10 protein-coding genes and 2 pseudogenes are annotated in these 14,512 nt (G+C 60.8%); 8 read left to right on the forward strand and 4 right to left on the reverse strand.

Translation table 11 applies throughout. The annotated features are described in order from the left end of the window. Window positions 1–97: 97 nt before the first annotated feature. Together BUB69_RS21970 and BUB69_RS21975 are read right to left on the reverse strand one after the other, a co-directional pair. Entirely contained in the window at window positions 98–1,048 is a 951-nt protein-coding gene (locus BUB69_RS21970; RefSeq protein ID WP_073170433.1) for a homoserine kinase, read from the reverse strand. A gap of 34 nt (window positions 1,049–1,082) precedes the next feature. Next, window positions 1,083–1,370, reverse strand: coding sequence for a DUF2782 domain-containing protein (locus BUB69_RS21975; protein ID WP_073170436.1), 288 nt, complete (start codon window positions 1,368–1,370; stop codon window positions 1,083–1,085). 74 nt (window positions 1,371–1,444) lie between these two features. On the opposite strand from BUB69_RS21975, the gene polA reads away from it, so the two are divergent. Next, window positions 1,445–4,210: a DNA polymerase I gene (gene polA, locus BUB69_RS21980; RefSeq protein WP_073170439.1), complete on the forward strand. Its 2,766-nt coding sequence runs from the start codon at window positions 1,445–1,447 to the stop codon at window positions 4,208–4,210. A gap of 240 nt (window positions 4,211–4,450) precedes the next feature. Here polA and yihA read toward each other — a convergent pair whose 3' ends face one another. Then, window positions 4,451–5,086, reverse strand: a complete 636-nt coding sequence (yihA, locus tag BUB69_RS21985) for a ribosome biogenesis GTP-binding protein YihA/YsxC (RefSeq protein WP_073170442.1) — start codon at window positions 5,084–5,086, stop codon at window positions 4,451–4,453. A 351-nt stretch (window positions 5,087–5,437) separates the two neighbouring features. On the opposite strand from yihA, the gene BUB69_RS21990 reads away from it, so the two are divergent. The 7 genes and pseudogenes from BUB69_RS21990 (at window position 5,438) to BUB69_RS22015 (ending at window position 12,396) form a co-directional block, all read left to right on the forward strand. Next, window positions 5,438–6,052: a c-type cytochrome gene (locus BUB69_RS21990; protein WP_073170445.1), complete on the forward strand. Its 615-nt coding sequence runs from the start codon at window positions 5,438–5,440 to the stop codon at window positions 6,050–6,052. 170 nt (window positions 6,053–6,222) lie between these two features. After that, on the forward strand, window positions 6,223–6,867 hold the full coding sequence (locus BUB69_RS21995; protein ID WP_073170448.1) for a thiol:disulfide interchange protein DsbA/DsbL: 645 nt from the start codon (window positions 6,223–6,225) through the stop codon (window positions 6,865–6,867). Window positions 6,868–6,876: 9 nt separating this feature from the next. Further along, complete coding sequence (locus BUB69_RS22000) at window positions 6,877–7,752, forward strand: endonuclease/exonuclease/phosphatase family protein (RefSeq protein ID WP_073170451.1); 876 nt, start codon at window positions 6,877–6,879, stop codon at window positions 7,750–7,752. Next, window positions 7,749–8,310: pseudogene (locus BUB69_RS29720) on the forward strand (hypothetical protein); the annotation flags it as partial. The gene BUB69_RS22000 and the pseudogene BUB69_RS29720, both read left to right, overlap by 4 nt. Before the next feature lie 326 nt (window positions 8,311–8,636). Beyond that, window positions 8,637–9,821 (forward strand): annotated as a pseudogene (locus BUB69_RS29725) (GGDEF domain-containing protein); the annotation flags it as partial. Between the two features lie 96 nt (window positions 9,822–9,917). Continuing rightward, a complete protein-coding gene (locus tag BUB69_RS22010) occupies window positions 9,918–10,697 on the forward strand; it encodes an N-acetylmuramoyl-L-alanine amidase (protein ID WP_073170457.1) in 780 nt (259 codons plus the stop codon). An 82-nt stretch (window positions 10,698–10,779) separates the two neighbouring features. After that, a complete protein-coding gene (locus tag BUB69_RS22015; protein WP_073170460.1) occupies window positions 10,780–12,396 on the forward strand; it encodes an EAL domain-containing protein in 1,617 nt (538 codons plus the stop codon). A gap of 321 nt (window positions 12,397–12,717) precedes the next feature. Here the strand turns inward: BUB69_RS22015 and BUB69_RS22020 are convergent, their stop codons facing one another. Next, complete coding sequence (locus BUB69_RS22020) at window positions 12,718–14,505, reverse strand: KinB sensor domain-containing domain (RefSeq protein WP_073170464.1); 1,788 nt, start codon at window positions 14,503–14,505, stop codon at window positions 12,718–12,720. Window positions 14,506–14,512: the final 7 nt, after the last annotated feature.

The raw sequence follows: 14,512 nt of genomic DNA on the forward strand, positions 1-14,512 counted from the left end.
CACCCATATGTCGCTTCCGAAACCGCATCGCCAGCAAGCCGCCTCCCACGGTCCTTTGCCTGCGTATAGAGCGTGTGCATGATCATTTAGCGATCGTTTACAGCGCAAACGGCAGCGGTATGGATGTTTCCTGCCGCTGTGCCAGGCGCTGTTCGAATTCTGCCGGGTCGTGGATCAGCACGTCCTGTCCGGCGAAGGTTTCTGCCGCGATCAAACGTGACAGCCAGAAACGCACACAGCCCACACGCAGCATCGTTGACCACAGCCTGGCTTCCGCCGCATTGAACGGCCGCAGGGCGGCGTAGGCACCCAACATCGCGCGAGCGCGCACCGGGTCGATCTGGCCGTCTTCGCGCGAGCACCAGTCGTTCAGCGCAATGGCCAGGTCGTAGAGCATGGGGCCCGAGCAGGCATTGTAGAAATCGATCAGTCCGGTCAGGTGCGTGCCTTCGAACAATACGTTGTCGCGGAACATGTCTGCGTGCAGGTTGGCGCGTGGCAGCGCCAGGATCTGCGACTTGAGGTCTTCGATTTCCTGCAGCGATGTGTCCAGCAGTGTTTTTTGCTCTTCGCCCAGATGCGACAGGAAATTGCGGCCCTCACTCAGCATCCAGTCCAGGCCGCGGTCGGTCTTGCGTTCCAGCACGTGATCGCGTGTTGCGAGGTGCAGATTGGCCAGCAACTCACCGATCTGAGCGCAATGCTGCGTGTTCGGCTGGCTAATGTGCTTGCCCGGCAGGCGCGGCTGCAGGAGGGCCGGCTTGCCTGCCAGCTCGCGCAACGCCTGGCCGTCGGTGGTGCGCAAGGCGTAAGGCACGGGCAGGTCGGCGTCGTGCAGCACGTCCAGCAGTTCGATGAAAAACGGCATCTCCTGCACCGGTCCGCGTTCGACCAGCGTCAGAACGAACTCACCCTGCTCCAGGCTGATGAAGTAGTTGGTGTTTTCGCTACCGGCGGCAATGCCTTGAAAGTCACGCAGACGGCCGAGCCCATAGGGGGCGAGGAATGTTTCCAGCTCGGGCCGAGCCAGTGGGGTAAAAACGGACATATCAGGACTGCCAGCAATAAGTGAATTTAGGGTGTTACCAGCTGAATATTTCCCACTGCGGGATCAGCATGTCCGGTTGGTCCGAACGAATGAAATTGGGGCTTGTACCATCGGCGCGCACCAGGAAATAGGGTTTGCCATGCTTGGGGGTGATCTTGACCGCATACAGAAAGCCGTTCTGGCGGTACTCCTGAATGGTCTTGTCACCGTCGGTGCGGATCGTGACGTCCGGGGCCGCCGAGGGCGACTCTTCGGCGCTCATCGCAACCAAAGGGCAGAGTGCCAACAAGCCGGTCAACAACAGTCGATTTGCCTTGCGCATGATAACCTTGTCCCTTTGTCGTCAATGGTCCTCGCATTCTAGCGCCGACCCCGCCGAAAAGGTTGATTCTGCTCATGAGCCAAGCACCCCTCGTCCTGGTGGACGGTTCTTCTTACCTCTATCGCGCCTTTCACGCACTGCCTCCACTGGCCACGTCCAAAGGGTTGCCGACCGGCGCCGTCAAAGGCGTGCTGAACATGCTCAAGAGCCTGCGTCGGCAGTACCCGGACAGCCCGTTTGCCGTAGTGTTCGATGCCAAAGGCGGCACGTTCCGCGACACGTTGTATGCCGAGTACAAGGCCAATCGCCCCAGCATGCCGGACGACCTGCGCGTGCAGGTCGATCTGTTGCACGCCTGTGTCAAAGGCCTGGGCTATCCGCTGTTGTGCGTTGAAGGCGTAGAAGCAGACGACGTGATCGGCACACTGGCGCGCAGCAGCGCGGCGGCTGATCGTCCGGTGATCATCTCCACCGGCGACAAGGACATGGCGCAACTGGTCGACGGCCACATTACGCTGGTCAACACCATGACGGGCAGCGTGCTGGACGTGGCTGGCGTAAAAGAGAAATTCGGTGTCGGTCCTGAGCACATCATCGACTACCTCGCGCTGATGGGCGACAAGGTCGACAACATTCCGGGCGTTCCCGGCGTGGGCGAGAAAACAGCCGTCGGTCTGCTGGTCGGCGTGGGCGGCGGGCTGAACGAGCTGTATGGCAACCTTGACGCGGTCGCGGCCCTGCCGATCCGTGGCGCCAAGACATTGCCCGCCAAGCTTGAAGAGCATCGCGCCATGGCGTTTCTGTCCTACGAACTGGCCACCATCAAGATCGATGTGCCGCTGGATATCGAACTGGACCAGCTGCATTGCGGCGAGCCAGATCGCGAGGCGTTGATGGAGCTGTACGCCGAGCTTGAGTTCAAGAGCTGGATCGAGGACCTGCAACGTGATGCCAAGCGCGCCGGGCAGGAGCTGGCGGTCGAAGAAGAGCCTGTGGTGGTCAAGGAAGCCGCTTACGACGTTATTCTGGAGCAGGCGCAATTCGACGCCTGGCTCAAGAAGCTGGAAGCTGCGCCACTGTTTGCCATCGTCACCCAAAGCAACGGCACCGACGCGCAACGCGCGCAACTGGTTGGCCTGTCGTTTGCCATCCAGACCCACGAAGCGGCGTACATCCCGCTGACTCACTCCTACATGGGCGTGCCGCAGCAACTGGATCGCGACACCGTGCTCAAGGCGCTAAAGCCGCTGCTTGAGGACCCGAACAAGATCAAGGTGGGTCAGCACGCCAAGTTTGCGATCAATCTGCTCGCCAACTGTGCGCTGGGCGGTGACCAGGCCCAGGGCATCGACCTGCAGGGCGTCAGGTTCGACACGATCCTGGAATCCTACGTGCTGGACTCCACCGCCACTCGCCATGACCGCGACAGCCTGGTGGCCAAGTACCTCACGCACACCCCGATCAACTTCCAGGACATCGCGGGCAAAGGTGCCAAGCAGCTGACATTTGATCAGATTGCCCTGGAGCAGGCAGGTATCTATGCCGCCGAGGAGGCTGATCTGACCCTGCGTCTGCACGAAGTCTTCCAGGCCCGACTGGCTGCGATTCCGACCCTGCAGCCTGTATTGAACGACATCGAAATGCCGCTGGTGCCGGTGCTGGCGCGTATTGAGCGTCAGGGCGCGCTGGTGGATGCCAACCTGTTGGGCATCCAGAGCGTGGAGCTGGGCGACAAGATGACGGCGCTGGAACGCGAGGCCTTCGCCATCGCCGGTGAGGAGTTCAACCTGGGCTCGCCCAAGCAGTTGGGCGTGATTCTTTATGAAAAGCTGGGCATGCCGATCATCAGCAAGACCGCGACCGGTCAGCCGTCCACGGCCGAAGCGGTACTCGCCGAGCTGGCCGAGCAGGATTTCCCGTTGCCCAAGGTGCTGATGCAATACCGCTCCATGAGCAAGCTCAAGAGCACCTACACCGACCGCCTGCCTGAGCAGATCAACCCGCGCACGGGCCGTATTCACACTTCCTATCATCAGGCCGTGGCTGTGACCGGGCGTCTGTCGTCCAGCGATCCGAACCTGCAGAACATTCCGATTCGTACCGCTGAAGGCCGTCGTATCCGGCAGGCGTTCGTCGCGCCCAAGGGCTACAAGCTGCTGGCGGCCGACTATTCGCAGATCGAGCTGCGGATCATGGCGCATCTGGCCCAGGACGAAGGTTTGCTGCACGCCTTCCGCAACGACCTGGACGTACACAGGGCCACGGCAGCCGAGGTGTTTGGCGTCGAGCTGGAGAACGTCACCAACGACATGCGCCGCAGCGCCAAGGCGATCAACTTCGGTCTGATCTATGGCATGAGCGCCTTTGGTCTGGCCAAGCAGATTGGCGTCGACCGCAAGCAGTCGCAGGCTTATGTGGATCGCTACTTCGCTCGTTACCCAGGCGTGCTCGATTACATGGAGCGCACGCGGGCTCAGGCGGCGGAACAGGGCTTTGTCGAAACCATTTTCGGTCGTCGCCTGTACCTGCCTGACATCAATGCCAAGAACCCTTCACTGCGCAAAGGCGCAGAGCGTATGGCGATCAACGCGCCGATGCAGGGCACGGCGGCCGATATCATCAAAAAAGCGATGATTGCCGTGAACGGCTGGCTGGACGAATCCGGTCTGGACGCGCGGGTCATCCTTCAGGTGCACGACGAACTGGTGCTGGAGGTGCGTGAAGACCTGGTGGATCAGATCAGCACCCAGATTCGTCCGCACATGAGCAGCGCCGCAGAATTGGCGGTTCCGCTGCTGGTGGAAGTCGGTGTGGGCAACAACTGGGACGAGGCGCATTGATGGCGTAGTGGCGAAGTTGTCATCAATTTCGCCAAACGTTGTAGGAAATGTGAACTTTTCTTCATCGCTGGAACTTAACCGTCCAGACAGGAGTCAGAACACACGATTGGCTGACAAGCCAGTCATGCTCCTATGTTGTGTTAAGTGTTGGCAGATATCCGGATCTCACCCTAAGGTCCGGCCTTAGACCCCGAACTTCCCCCTCCCCATACGAAGTCCGGGGTTTTTTTTGCCTGCGATTTACTCGGCAGGTGCCTTGTCTTCCAGCTCCATCCAGTCGGCCAGCACGGTGTAGGCTTCTTCCAGGCCCATGCGCTTGGGGGCCGAGAACAGTTGAATGGTCACGGCTTCACCCCAGCCCTTGCGGATCTCCGACTGAACCTTGAGCAGCGTGTTCTTGGCTGCGCCGTAGGTCAGTTTGTCGGCCTTGGTCAGCAGAATGTGCATCGGCATCTTGCTCGCCACGGCCCAATCCAGCATGAGCAGGTCGAAGTCGGTCATCGGATGGCGGATGTCCATCATCAGGATCAGACCCTTCAGGCTTTCGCGGCTGCCCAGATAGGCTTCCAGGTGACGCTGCCAGTGCTGTTTGAGCGGAATCGGCACCTTGGCGTAGCCGTAGCCCGGCAGGTCGACCAGGCGGCGATCTTCGTCCAGGCCAAAGAAGTTCAGCAACTGGGTGCGTCCCGGCGTCTTGGATGTACGTGCCAGGCTGGCGTGGGTCAGGGTGTTCAGCGCGCTGGACTTGCCCGCGTTGGAACGACCGGCAAACGCGACTTCAAACCCTTCGTCGTCGGGGCATTGGTCGACCTTGGCGGCGCTGAGCATGAAAGTGGCCTGTTGGCACAGACCGAGGATGGGGTTTTTGAGTTGCATGTGATTTCCGGTGAAGGCCCTGCCTGCAAGGCGTGTGGCAAGGGTGTCGTTTCCGTTTGGGTAGCGCGAGTATATAATGCCGCAACTTTTGTGTGTGCTTTCGTCTCCCGATGGGAGCCTGCACAGTTGAGCGAGATCAATATGCGCATTAGAACGCAGTCCGCTTTCAACCTGAAAGGTTTTTGCTGAGTCATCGGGCTTTCAAGCAGTTGTCACAGGATCAAAGGCGATGCCGTTGCGCTGTGTGGAATGTGCAAGGACAGCAGTGGCCGCGATTTGCCGACTATCCTTCTGGATGAGCAAGTCATGGGCTACGCGACTTTTCACCCCCTTGGCTGATCGGATGACCTGATGAACACATTACTCGTGAGTTTGCTGCTGGCCCTGGGCATATGCGCCTCTTCCCAGGCTGCCGATCCGGCGGGCAATGCCGCTGCCGGACAGGCAAAGACCGCCGTGTGCGGTGCCTGTCATGGCCCGGACGGCAACAGTCCGGCTCCCAACTTCCCCAAACTGGCAGGCCAGGGCGAGCGCTACCTGCTCAAGCAACTGCGCGAGATCAAGGACGGCAAGCGCGTGGTCGTGGAAATGACCGGCCTGCTCAATAACCTTGATGATCAGGATCTCGCCGACATCTCCGCGTTCTATGCGGGTCAGAAAGGCAGTATCGGCGCGGCGTCACCGGATCTGGTGGCCAAGGGCGAAGCATTGTTCCGGGGCGGCAGGCTGGATCAGGGCCTGCCCGCCTGCACCGGCTGTCACTCGCCTGATGGCGCCGGCAATATCCAGGCAGGTTTTCCTCATCTTGGCGGCCAGCATGCCGATTACATCAAGAAGCAGCTGACGGCCTTCCGTGAGGGTGATCGGACCAATGACGGCGACACCATGGTGATGCGTGCCATTGCGGCCAGGCTGAGCACACAGGATATTGAAGCGCTGGCGCACTACATTCAGGGTCTCCACTGAAGCGTGGAAATTGCAGGCCTGGGCATGACCTGCTTCACGCCGTCTGCAAAAAGGGCCACCACGGCTGCCCTTTTTTGCGGTCGCCAGCGTTACACTAACGAACTCAAGCTTTCGCGTTCGGTCGAAAACACCGTCGCTCGAAGGCGACTCAATCTGTCCAGGAGTAAAGCATGCGTAATCTGATCATCAGCGCCGCGCTGGTTGCCGCCAGTCTGTTCGGTATGTCCGCTCAAGCTGCCGAGCCCATCCAGGCAGGCAAGCAATACGTCGAGCTGAGCAGCGCTGTGCCGGTTGCACAACCCGGCAAGATCGAAGTCGTGGAACTGTTCTGGTATGGCTGCCCGCACTGCTACGCATTCGAGCCGACCATCAATCCATGGGTTGAAAAACTGCCATCGGACGTCAACTTCGTGCGTATTCCAGCCATGTTCGGTGGCCCATGGGATGCCCATGGTCAGCTGTTCATCACCCTGGACACCCTGGGCGTAGAGCACAAGGTTCACGCCGCTGTGTTTGATGCGATTCAGAAAGGTGGCAAGCGTCTGACCGACAAGAACGACATGGCTGACTTCGTCGCCACTCAAGGTGTCGACAAGGAAAAATTCCTGAGCACGTTCGACTCCTTCGCGGTGAAGGGCAAGATCGCGCAGTACAAGGAACTGGCCAAGAAGTATGAAGTGACCGGCGTTCCGACCATGATCGTCAACGGCAAGTATCGCTTCGACCTCGGCTCTGCCGGTGGCCCGGAAGCGGCCCTGCAGGTTGCCGACCAGTTGATCGCCAAAGAGCGAGCGGCTGCCAAGGCCGCGAAGTAAGCGCCGCTCATGGGCCGCTGGGGTAAGGGCACAGAGCGAGTCGTTGGCCTGCATGATCCGCGGGTCAACGAACATCATCTGACGCAAAGCGGTTTGCCGGAAGACGGCAGGCTGCGGCTGCTCAGTTTCAATATCCAGGTCGGTATCAGCACGGAGCGTTACCGGCATTACCTGACCCGCAGCTGGCAGCACCTGCTGCCGCACGTGGGGCGGGCGAGCAACCTGAAGAAAATCGGTGAGCTGCTTCACGATTTCGATCTCGTTGCCCTGCAGGAAGTCGACGGCGGCAGCATGCGCTCAGGCTTCGTCAATCAGGTCGAGCACCTGGCCCAGCTGGGTGCTTTTCCGTACTGGTATCAACAACTCAATCGCAACCTGGGTCGCTTTGCTCAGCACAGCAATGGTGTATTGAGCCGTCTGCGTCCGGCCAGGATCGAAGATCACCCATTGCCCGGCCCTGCGGGGCGTGGTGCGATTCTGGTGCGCTTCGGCGAAGGGGATGACGCGCTGGTAGTGGTCATGATGCACCTGGCGTTGGGCACGCGGACCCGAACCCGGCAACTGGCCTACATCCGTGAACTGATCGGCGGCTACCGCCATCAGGTGTTGATGGGCGACATGAACACCCACGCCAATGATCTGCTGGAGCATTCGCCGCTAAGGGACCTGGGCCTGCTCGCGCCGCAGATCGAAGCGACGTTCCCCAGCTGGCGGCCGCAACGCTGTCTTGATCACATTCTGCTCAGCCCGACCCTGACGCTCGAACGCGTGCAGGTGCTGGCTCAGCCCATTTCCGATCACCTGCCGGTTGCTGTCGAGATTCGCCTGCCTGCGTCACTGCGTGGGGACTCGTTGCCTGTGCCTTCTGGTGGAAGCCTTGCATGAGCGACGACGCGGAGCGTTGGAAAGAGAAGTACCTCAAGGGAATCGAACAGCAGGATAGGCTCGAAAAGCGCTGGGAGGCGCGGCTCGACCTGCTGCGTCGGGGCCTGGTGCGCAGCAGCCTGGCGGCAGAGGGCTCGGACCGGGCCGTCGATGAATGCATGAAGGAAATGCGCGAAATCGTGCGCAAGGACGACATGGATGCCGGGCTGGCGGCACTGATTCCCCGTCTTGAAAAGGCGGTGCTGGATTCCGAACATCGTCGTGAGGTGCGGGTCGGGCAAATCGGAACGGCGTTGACCGCACTGGTCACGCAGTTGCAGGCACTGGATCTGCCCCGTGAGGTGCGTAAACCGCTCAAGCGCTTTGCCAAGGAACTCGAAGAGCGCGCTTCCCAGGCCCGCGAACTGCCGTTGTTGCTCAGTGAACTGAGCGGATTGCAGGGCAAGGCTCTGACCCTTCTGGAGAAAACCGAAGAAGGCCATCGACCCGGATTGCTTGAACGCCTGTTCGGCGCTCGTGAAGAGCATGGCGAGGGTCATCCTCATCCTGACGCAACGCGTCCCGAAGCGCCTGCCGAGCCGCATGCTGTTACCCCTCATCCACCGCAGGCCGAGTCGCGCTCCGAACCTGACGAGGACGAGGAAAAAACCGCCACGCCAATCCCGGCTGCCGAGGCTGGGAGGCTCGCCGATCCGGTTGCCGAATCTGCCCCGCCAGCCACCGTTATGGCCCCGGTTGAAACGCCCCTGTCAACGCCTGAGGTGCCTGCGCCAGCCACTCCGGTGGCTGAACCCACGCCGTTGCCGGTCGATACGCTGCCCGCGCCACTGGCTGCGCCGGCTTCTGCACCCGTGCGCAGCGAGACGCCGATCGAAGGCCTGGTGACGCCGACACCGACGGTTCCCTATCAGCAACAGCCTGCCAGTCCGGTGGTCGAGTCGTCGGATGAAACGGACGAAGCCGAGGCAGACGAAAGCCCCGAGGGCGAAGAGGGCTATGCCCTGCCCTCGGCCCCCGAGCCCAGCTACAGCTCGGTGGCCGCGCACATCGAAGAAACCCTGCTGGGCCTGCTCGCTGACCTGACCTTGTCGGAGCATTACCGGCCTCAGGTCGAAGCCATGCAGTTACGCCTCAAGCACGGGCTGAACTGGTACGAACTCCTGCCGATCCTCGACGATCTGGCTGTCCTCATGCTGGCCATCAACAATGGCGGGCAGCAGGAATTCGGCATCTACCTCAAGCAATTGAACGAGCGGCTCGAGTCCTTCCAGAGTCATCTGCAGGCCGCCAGCGAAGATCACGCTGAAAACCGCTCCACGGCGCGTGTCCTCAACGAGCAGTTGCGCGAACAGGTCGGCGGGCTGCAAAGCAGCGTGCAGGACGCCTCCGATCTGCCCAGCCTCAAGCAAGTGCTGGATAACCGTCTGGAAGGTCTGCTCAGCACCATGGACCATTACCAGCGTTCCCGGGACGAGCGTGAGCAGGAGGTTGCCTCACGGTTGCAAAGCCTGGCCGCCCGCGTGGCGAGCATGGAGCAGGAAGCGCTGGGTTTTCGGACCAATCTGGAAGAGCAGCGGCAGAAGGCGCTGCTCGACCCGCTGACCGGGTTGCCGAACCGCGCGGCGTGGGGCGAGCGGCTCGAACAGGAAATCGGCCTGTGGCAGCAGCGCAAGAACAGCCTGCTGGTTGGCATCCTGGATCTGGATCATTTCAAGCGTATCAACGACGGCTACGGGCATCTGGCAGGCGACAAGGTGCTGAAAATCGTCGCCAGTGTGCTGAAAAAGCGCCTGCGCCCCGGTGACTTTCTGGCGCGTTTCGGGGGTGAGGAGTTCGTCGTGCTGTTGCCTGCCACCCCCGTGACGGCGGGCCTGGTGCTGCTGGAAGATTTACGCCAGGCGGTCGAGCTGTGCCCGTTTCATTTCAAGGGCGAGCGCGTCACCATCACCGTCTCCATGGGCGTAACGGCCTTGCGGACGGGCGAGCGCAGCGACGTGGCGATCAAGCGCGCCGATCAGGCGTTGTATCGGGCAAAGGAAAATGGCCGGAACAAGGTCGAACAGGGCTGACGTACACATCCGGACTTGAACGGGCTGCGTGTCACATGAGCTATTTCTGTGTCTTTTGTTATGATGTTGCATTTCCCGTGGACGTAGTCTGATCCCATGAAGCTGTATTTCTCTGCCTTTCTTCTGCTGGTCCTGACCGCCTGCTCCAGCGGCCCCAGGCTCGACACCAGCCATCCCTCGGCCAATTTCGACGGCCGTATCCAGTACGTTGTGATGCACTACACCTCGACGTCGCTGGAGCAATCCCTGCAATTGCTCACCCATGGCGAGGTCAGCAGTCATTACCTGATCGGTGATGACGACCCGGCAACCATTTACAAGCTGGTCGATGAAAGCGCCCGCGCCTGGCATGCCGGCGAGAGTGAGTGGGACGGCAGGACCTGGCTCAACTCCAGCTCCATCGGGATTGAGATCGTGAATCCGGGTTATACCGACACCCCGACAGGCCGCCTGTGGTATCCGTACACCGAGGCGCAGTATCAGTCGATCAAGGTACTGCTCAAAGACATCGTCAAACGCAACAGAATCGACCCCAGACACATCATCGGGCACAGCGATATAGCGCCGTCACGCAAGCTCGATCCGGGGCCGCTGTTCCCGTGGAAACGTCTGGCTGCCGAGGGCCTTGGCATCTGGCCTGACGAGCGGCTGGTGGCGCAGCGTCAGGCGGCGCTGATGAACAACCTGCCAGGCATTGGCTGGTTCCAGCAACAACTGGCACGCCTGGGCTATACAACGCCTCAGACTGGCGAGCTGGACGTGGCTACACGGCAGGTCCTGACCGCTTTCCAGATGCATTACCGCCCTGAGCGGTTCGACGGCGAGCCGGACGCACAGAGCGCCGCCATTCTGCAGGTGCTCAACCGAGCCAACTGAGTGCAAGGCCGCCGGTTTATCCGGCGAGCTATCTGCGCGCCAGTTGCTATAACTGATGGGTACTCCCAGAGAGTATCCTCAGATGCTGACCGCTCAAACCCGCTCTTACACCCTTTTCTCCCGCCCCTGGCTGCTGGTATCGCTGGCTACGCTATTGAGCGCAGCCGTGCTGCTGTCGGGCAGCTTCGCGCTGGCAGTGCATCAGGCGCGGCAAAACGAAAGCCTGCAGATGAATGCCCAGGGCGAGCGTTTTCTGGTCAGGCTGGAACAGTTGTTCGGCCAGTTAAGGTCCGGGCTGGATCAGCTGGAACATCAACCCCTGCGCCGCTGCAGCCCGGAAATGGTCAGCCGTCTGCGAGAAGTCATTTCCGGTCATCGCTTCATTTACGAGGCGACTTTTGTCGGAGATTCGCGCACCTGCTCAAACTGGGCACCGAAAAGACCGCAGGCCCGGATCCGGGCGCCGGATATTCGCGGCCCTACCTATGATTACTGGCTCAACACCTCTGCACAGCCGGACGACAACCTGGCGGCGCTGGTGTTGGGCCGGGGTGACTTCAGGGTTTCGACATCTCGAGGACACCTGACCGATGTGGTGGATCTTCCAGCGGGTGGCAGCCTGCTGGTGGTGCTGGATAACGGCGCTCGCGCCATACCGGTTTTAGGCCCCGCGCAGGCGTGGCCGGTTTCGGGCGGGTGGCTCGAGGGCAGCGCGCCGCTGTTGACCACGCCCGCGCAGCTGATCTACCGCATGGCCACGCAGAGCCCCGAGTATCAGTTAGTGTTGATAACGCCACGCAACGGGCTGCTCGCAGAAGTCACGGGCGCGTGGTGGCTGCTGGTGCCGGCCAGCCTGTTGGCGTCGTTGTGCATCGGCGCGCTGACGTTTCAGATGCTGCATCAACGTACCTCGCTGGGCGCCGAACTGAAGGCCGCCCTGCGACGCAACGAACTGAAGGTGCTGTATCAGCCAATCTTCAACCTTGAGACGCGGCTGTGTGTCGGCGCTGAAGCGCTGGTGCGCTGGCACCGGCCGGACGGCACGCTGACCAGCCCCGACCTGTTCATACCGATGGCGGAAAGCACCGGACAGATCCGGCAGATCACCGATTTTGTGCTCAGGCAATCGTTGGAGCAGTTGGGCCCCTTGCTACGGGCTAACCCGCATTTATACATTTCGATCAATCTGGCGGCCTGCGACGTCATGTCAGCGCGCATCGGGCGCGTAACGGCCAGGCTTCTGGCGCTGCACGGGGTGGCGGCGCGGCAGATCGCGTTCGAGGTGACCGAGCGAGGGCTGATTGATGTGGTGATGGCGCGCAATCATTTGCAAATGCTGCGTGATCGAGGGCATCAGGTGCTGATCGATGATTTTGGCACCGGCTACTGCAGCCTGGCGTACCTGCAGACCCTGCCGGTGGACTGCCTGAAAATCGACAAGGCGTTTGTGGATGCGCTTGGCTACGACGCCGCCAGCAGTGGCGTTGCGCCGCATATCATTCGCATGGCACATGCGCTGAACCTGAAGGTCATCGCCGAAGGGATCGAGTTCGAGTCCCAGGCTGCGCTGCTCAAGAGCGAGGGCGTTATCTATGGCCAGGGCTGGCTGTTCGCCCGGCCGCTCAGTGCAGTGAAGTTCGCTGAACGGGTGACCGGCGGCCGACGTAACGCATCCAGACGCAAGGATGACGTGGCCTGAGTGCAGGGGCCTGAAGCGCACGTGGACGGGCTCACCGACAGGCCAACTCTTATCAAACAACCCACAAACAACCCATAAGTCACTGAAGAAACTGGATTTTGTGGGAGCGGACTTGTCCGCGAAAAGGCCGGTACATCCGACGCATATGCGGTGGCTGAAACACTGCATTCGCGGACAAGTCCGCTCCCACGACGCCCGGTGTTTCCCACGACGCCCGGTGTTTGCTGCGCGACAGCGCTACGTCGAAGACGTGGTGGCGCCTCCCACAAAACAGTGTGTTGCTTCAGCAGATGACGTCAGTAAAGACGCGCGCCTGTCGGATCAAAGCGGTAACGCCATGTAGAACTGCGTGCCCTGCCCCGGTCTTGAATAGACACCCATGCGTCCGCCGTGCAACTGGACGATTTCCTTGCACAGCGCCAGCCCCAGACCTGCGCCGCCTTTCTTGCGTCCGACCTGAACGAAAGGCTCGAAAATCCGCCCCTGTTGTCCGTAGGCGATGCCTTCGCCGTTGTCTTCGACGCTGATGATCGCGCGCTCGCCGTGGCGTTTGCCCTGCAAGCGGATCAGGCCGTTTTCCGGCGTGTGGCGCAGTGCGTTGTCCAGCAGGTTGTCCAGCACCCGTTCCAGTTGCGCGCGATCGGCATGCAAACGAGGCAAGGGCTCCTGGAGGTCGAGCATCAGCATGATGCCCTGCTCTTGAGCCTGTCCATCGAAGCGCGCCTTGGCTTCTTCGAGCAGCTCTTCAATCGAGCACGGCCCCAGCTTGAGTTTCTGCAGGCCGTTCTGATAACGCGAGAAATTCAGCAGGTCATTGATCAGTTGCATCAGACGCTGCATTTCTTCGGTCACGGTGTTGAGCAGATCGGCCTCGCGGGAATCGGGCGAGAAATGCAGCCTTTCCTGCAGAAGCCCGAACGCCATGTGCATGCCTGTGACTGGCGTGCGCAGTTCGTGTGAGGCGCGCAGGACGAATTCACTGCGTACGCGCTCGAACGCTCGTTGCTCGGTGACGTCGTGCAGCACCATCACCGCACCCAGAATATGCCCTTTGGTGTGGCTGACCGGCGTCATGCTGTAGGTCAGCAGGCGTGATTCATTGTCGATTTCGATCGAGAGGTCTTCAGGGGCGCGCTCAAGGCTGCCGCCGCGCAGAATCAGGTGCAGCTGTTCATCCAGCTCCGGTCGTTCCAGTGCCGCGCCGAGGGTCTGCCCGAGCCGGCTCTCGTCCCAGCCCAGTTGGCGCTGGGCCACAGGATTGAGGTGTTCCAGCCGGCCTTGCCGGTCAATCATCAGCAGGCCGTCGTCAATGCTGTCCAGAACCGCCTGCAGGCGCTGCTGGCCTGCCAGCAGTTCATCAATGTTGGTCGCCTGATGCTGTCGCAGCGCCTCGGCCATGATGCCGAAGCGCCGGGTCAGCAGGTTCATTTCGGCCGCCGAGGAAATAGGCAGCGTGACTTCGTAATTGCCCTGCCCGATTCGATCGGCCGCCTTGGCCAGTGCCTCTATAGGCGCGCCAAAGCGTCGTGCGATGCCATGGGCTGTCACAAAACCGATGCACAACACCGCAAGTCCGACCAGCCCGAGCAGCCCGGCAATCCACAAGGCACGCTCTCTGGAGTTGATCTCGGCATTACTGATGTTTTCCAGCGCCTGGCGATGTACGTCCAGCAGCCCATTACGCAATGTGTCGAAACTGTCGCTTAGCTCCGGATTGCCACGAATACCCCGCTGATCGCTGCCCAATCGGCGCCAGGCCTCGATAAAGCGCTGATAGTCCGTGCGGGTTTTCTCGAAGCCGGTGCGCACGTTCTGCTGCGTGTCCTGCCCCGAACCTTCATCGAGCAACTCCTGGAACTGATTCTGGGTTTTTTCGAGCAGCGCCTCGTTGCGCTCCGACCCGGTCATCAAGACCAGCTGATCGCCAAGGTTCTGCCGCAGTTTCAGGCCCAGGTCCAGAATGCCGAAGTTGTGCTGAATCAACGACTCCTGGGTTCTGGCCATCTGCATCACGCTGACCAGACCCAATAGCAATCCGAGCAACGCCACTGTGATCAGCGCCGAAATGCTCAGGAACAGGCGGGTGCGCAACTTCATGGCCAGTTTCATGTGAGGT

The sequence above is a fragment of the Pseudomonas asturiensis genome, from assembly GCF_900143095.1.
In the GTDB taxonomy this organism is placed as follows: domain Bacteria; phylum Pseudomonadota; class Gammaproteobacteria; order Pseudomonadales; family Pseudomonadaceae; genus Aquipseudomonas; species Aquipseudomonas asturiensis.

Excerpts from the sequence above, each read along its gene's own strand:
- BUB69_RS21970 (WP_073170433.1), bottom strand. The coding sequence starts at position 1,048 with ATGTCCGTTTTTACCCCACTGGCTCGGCCCGAGCTGGAAACATTCCTC.
- BUB69_RS21975 (WP_073170436.1), bottom strand. The coding sequence starts at position 1,370 with ATGCGCAAGGCAAATCGACTGTTGTTGACCGGCTTGTTGGCACTCTGC.
- polA (WP_073170439.1), top strand. The coding sequence starts at position 1,445 with ATGAGCCAAGCACCCCTCGTCCTGGTGGACGGTTCTTCTTACCTCTAT.
- yihA (WP_073170442.1), bottom strand. The coding sequence starts at position 5,086 with ATGCAACTCAAAAACCCCATCCTCGGTCTGTGCCAACAGGCCACTTTC.
- BUB69_RS21990 (WP_073170445.1), top strand. The coding sequence starts at position 5,438 with ATGAACACATTACTCGTGAGTTTGCTGCTGGCCCTGGGCATATGCGCC.
- BUB69_RS21995 (WP_073170448.1), top strand. The coding sequence starts at position 6,223 with ATGCGTAATCTGATCATCAGCGCCGCGCTGGTTGCCGCCAGTCTGTTC.
- BUB69_RS22000 (WP_073170451.1), top strand. The coding sequence starts at position 6,877 with ATGGGCCGCTGGGGTAAGGGCACAGAGCGAGTCGTTGGCCTGCATGAT.
- BUB69_RS22010 (WP_073170457.1), top strand. The coding sequence starts at position 9,918 with ATGAAGCTGTATTTCTCTGCCTTTCTTCTGCTGGTCCTGACCGCCTGC.
- BUB69_RS22015 (WP_073170460.1), top strand. The coding sequence starts at position 10,780 with ATGCTGACCGCTCAAACCCGCTCTTACACCCTTTTCTCCCGCCCCTGG.
- BUB69_RS22020 (WP_073170464.1), bottom strand. The coding sequence starts at position 14,505 with ATGAAACTGGCCATGAAGTTGCGCACCCGCCTGTTCCTGAGCATTTCG.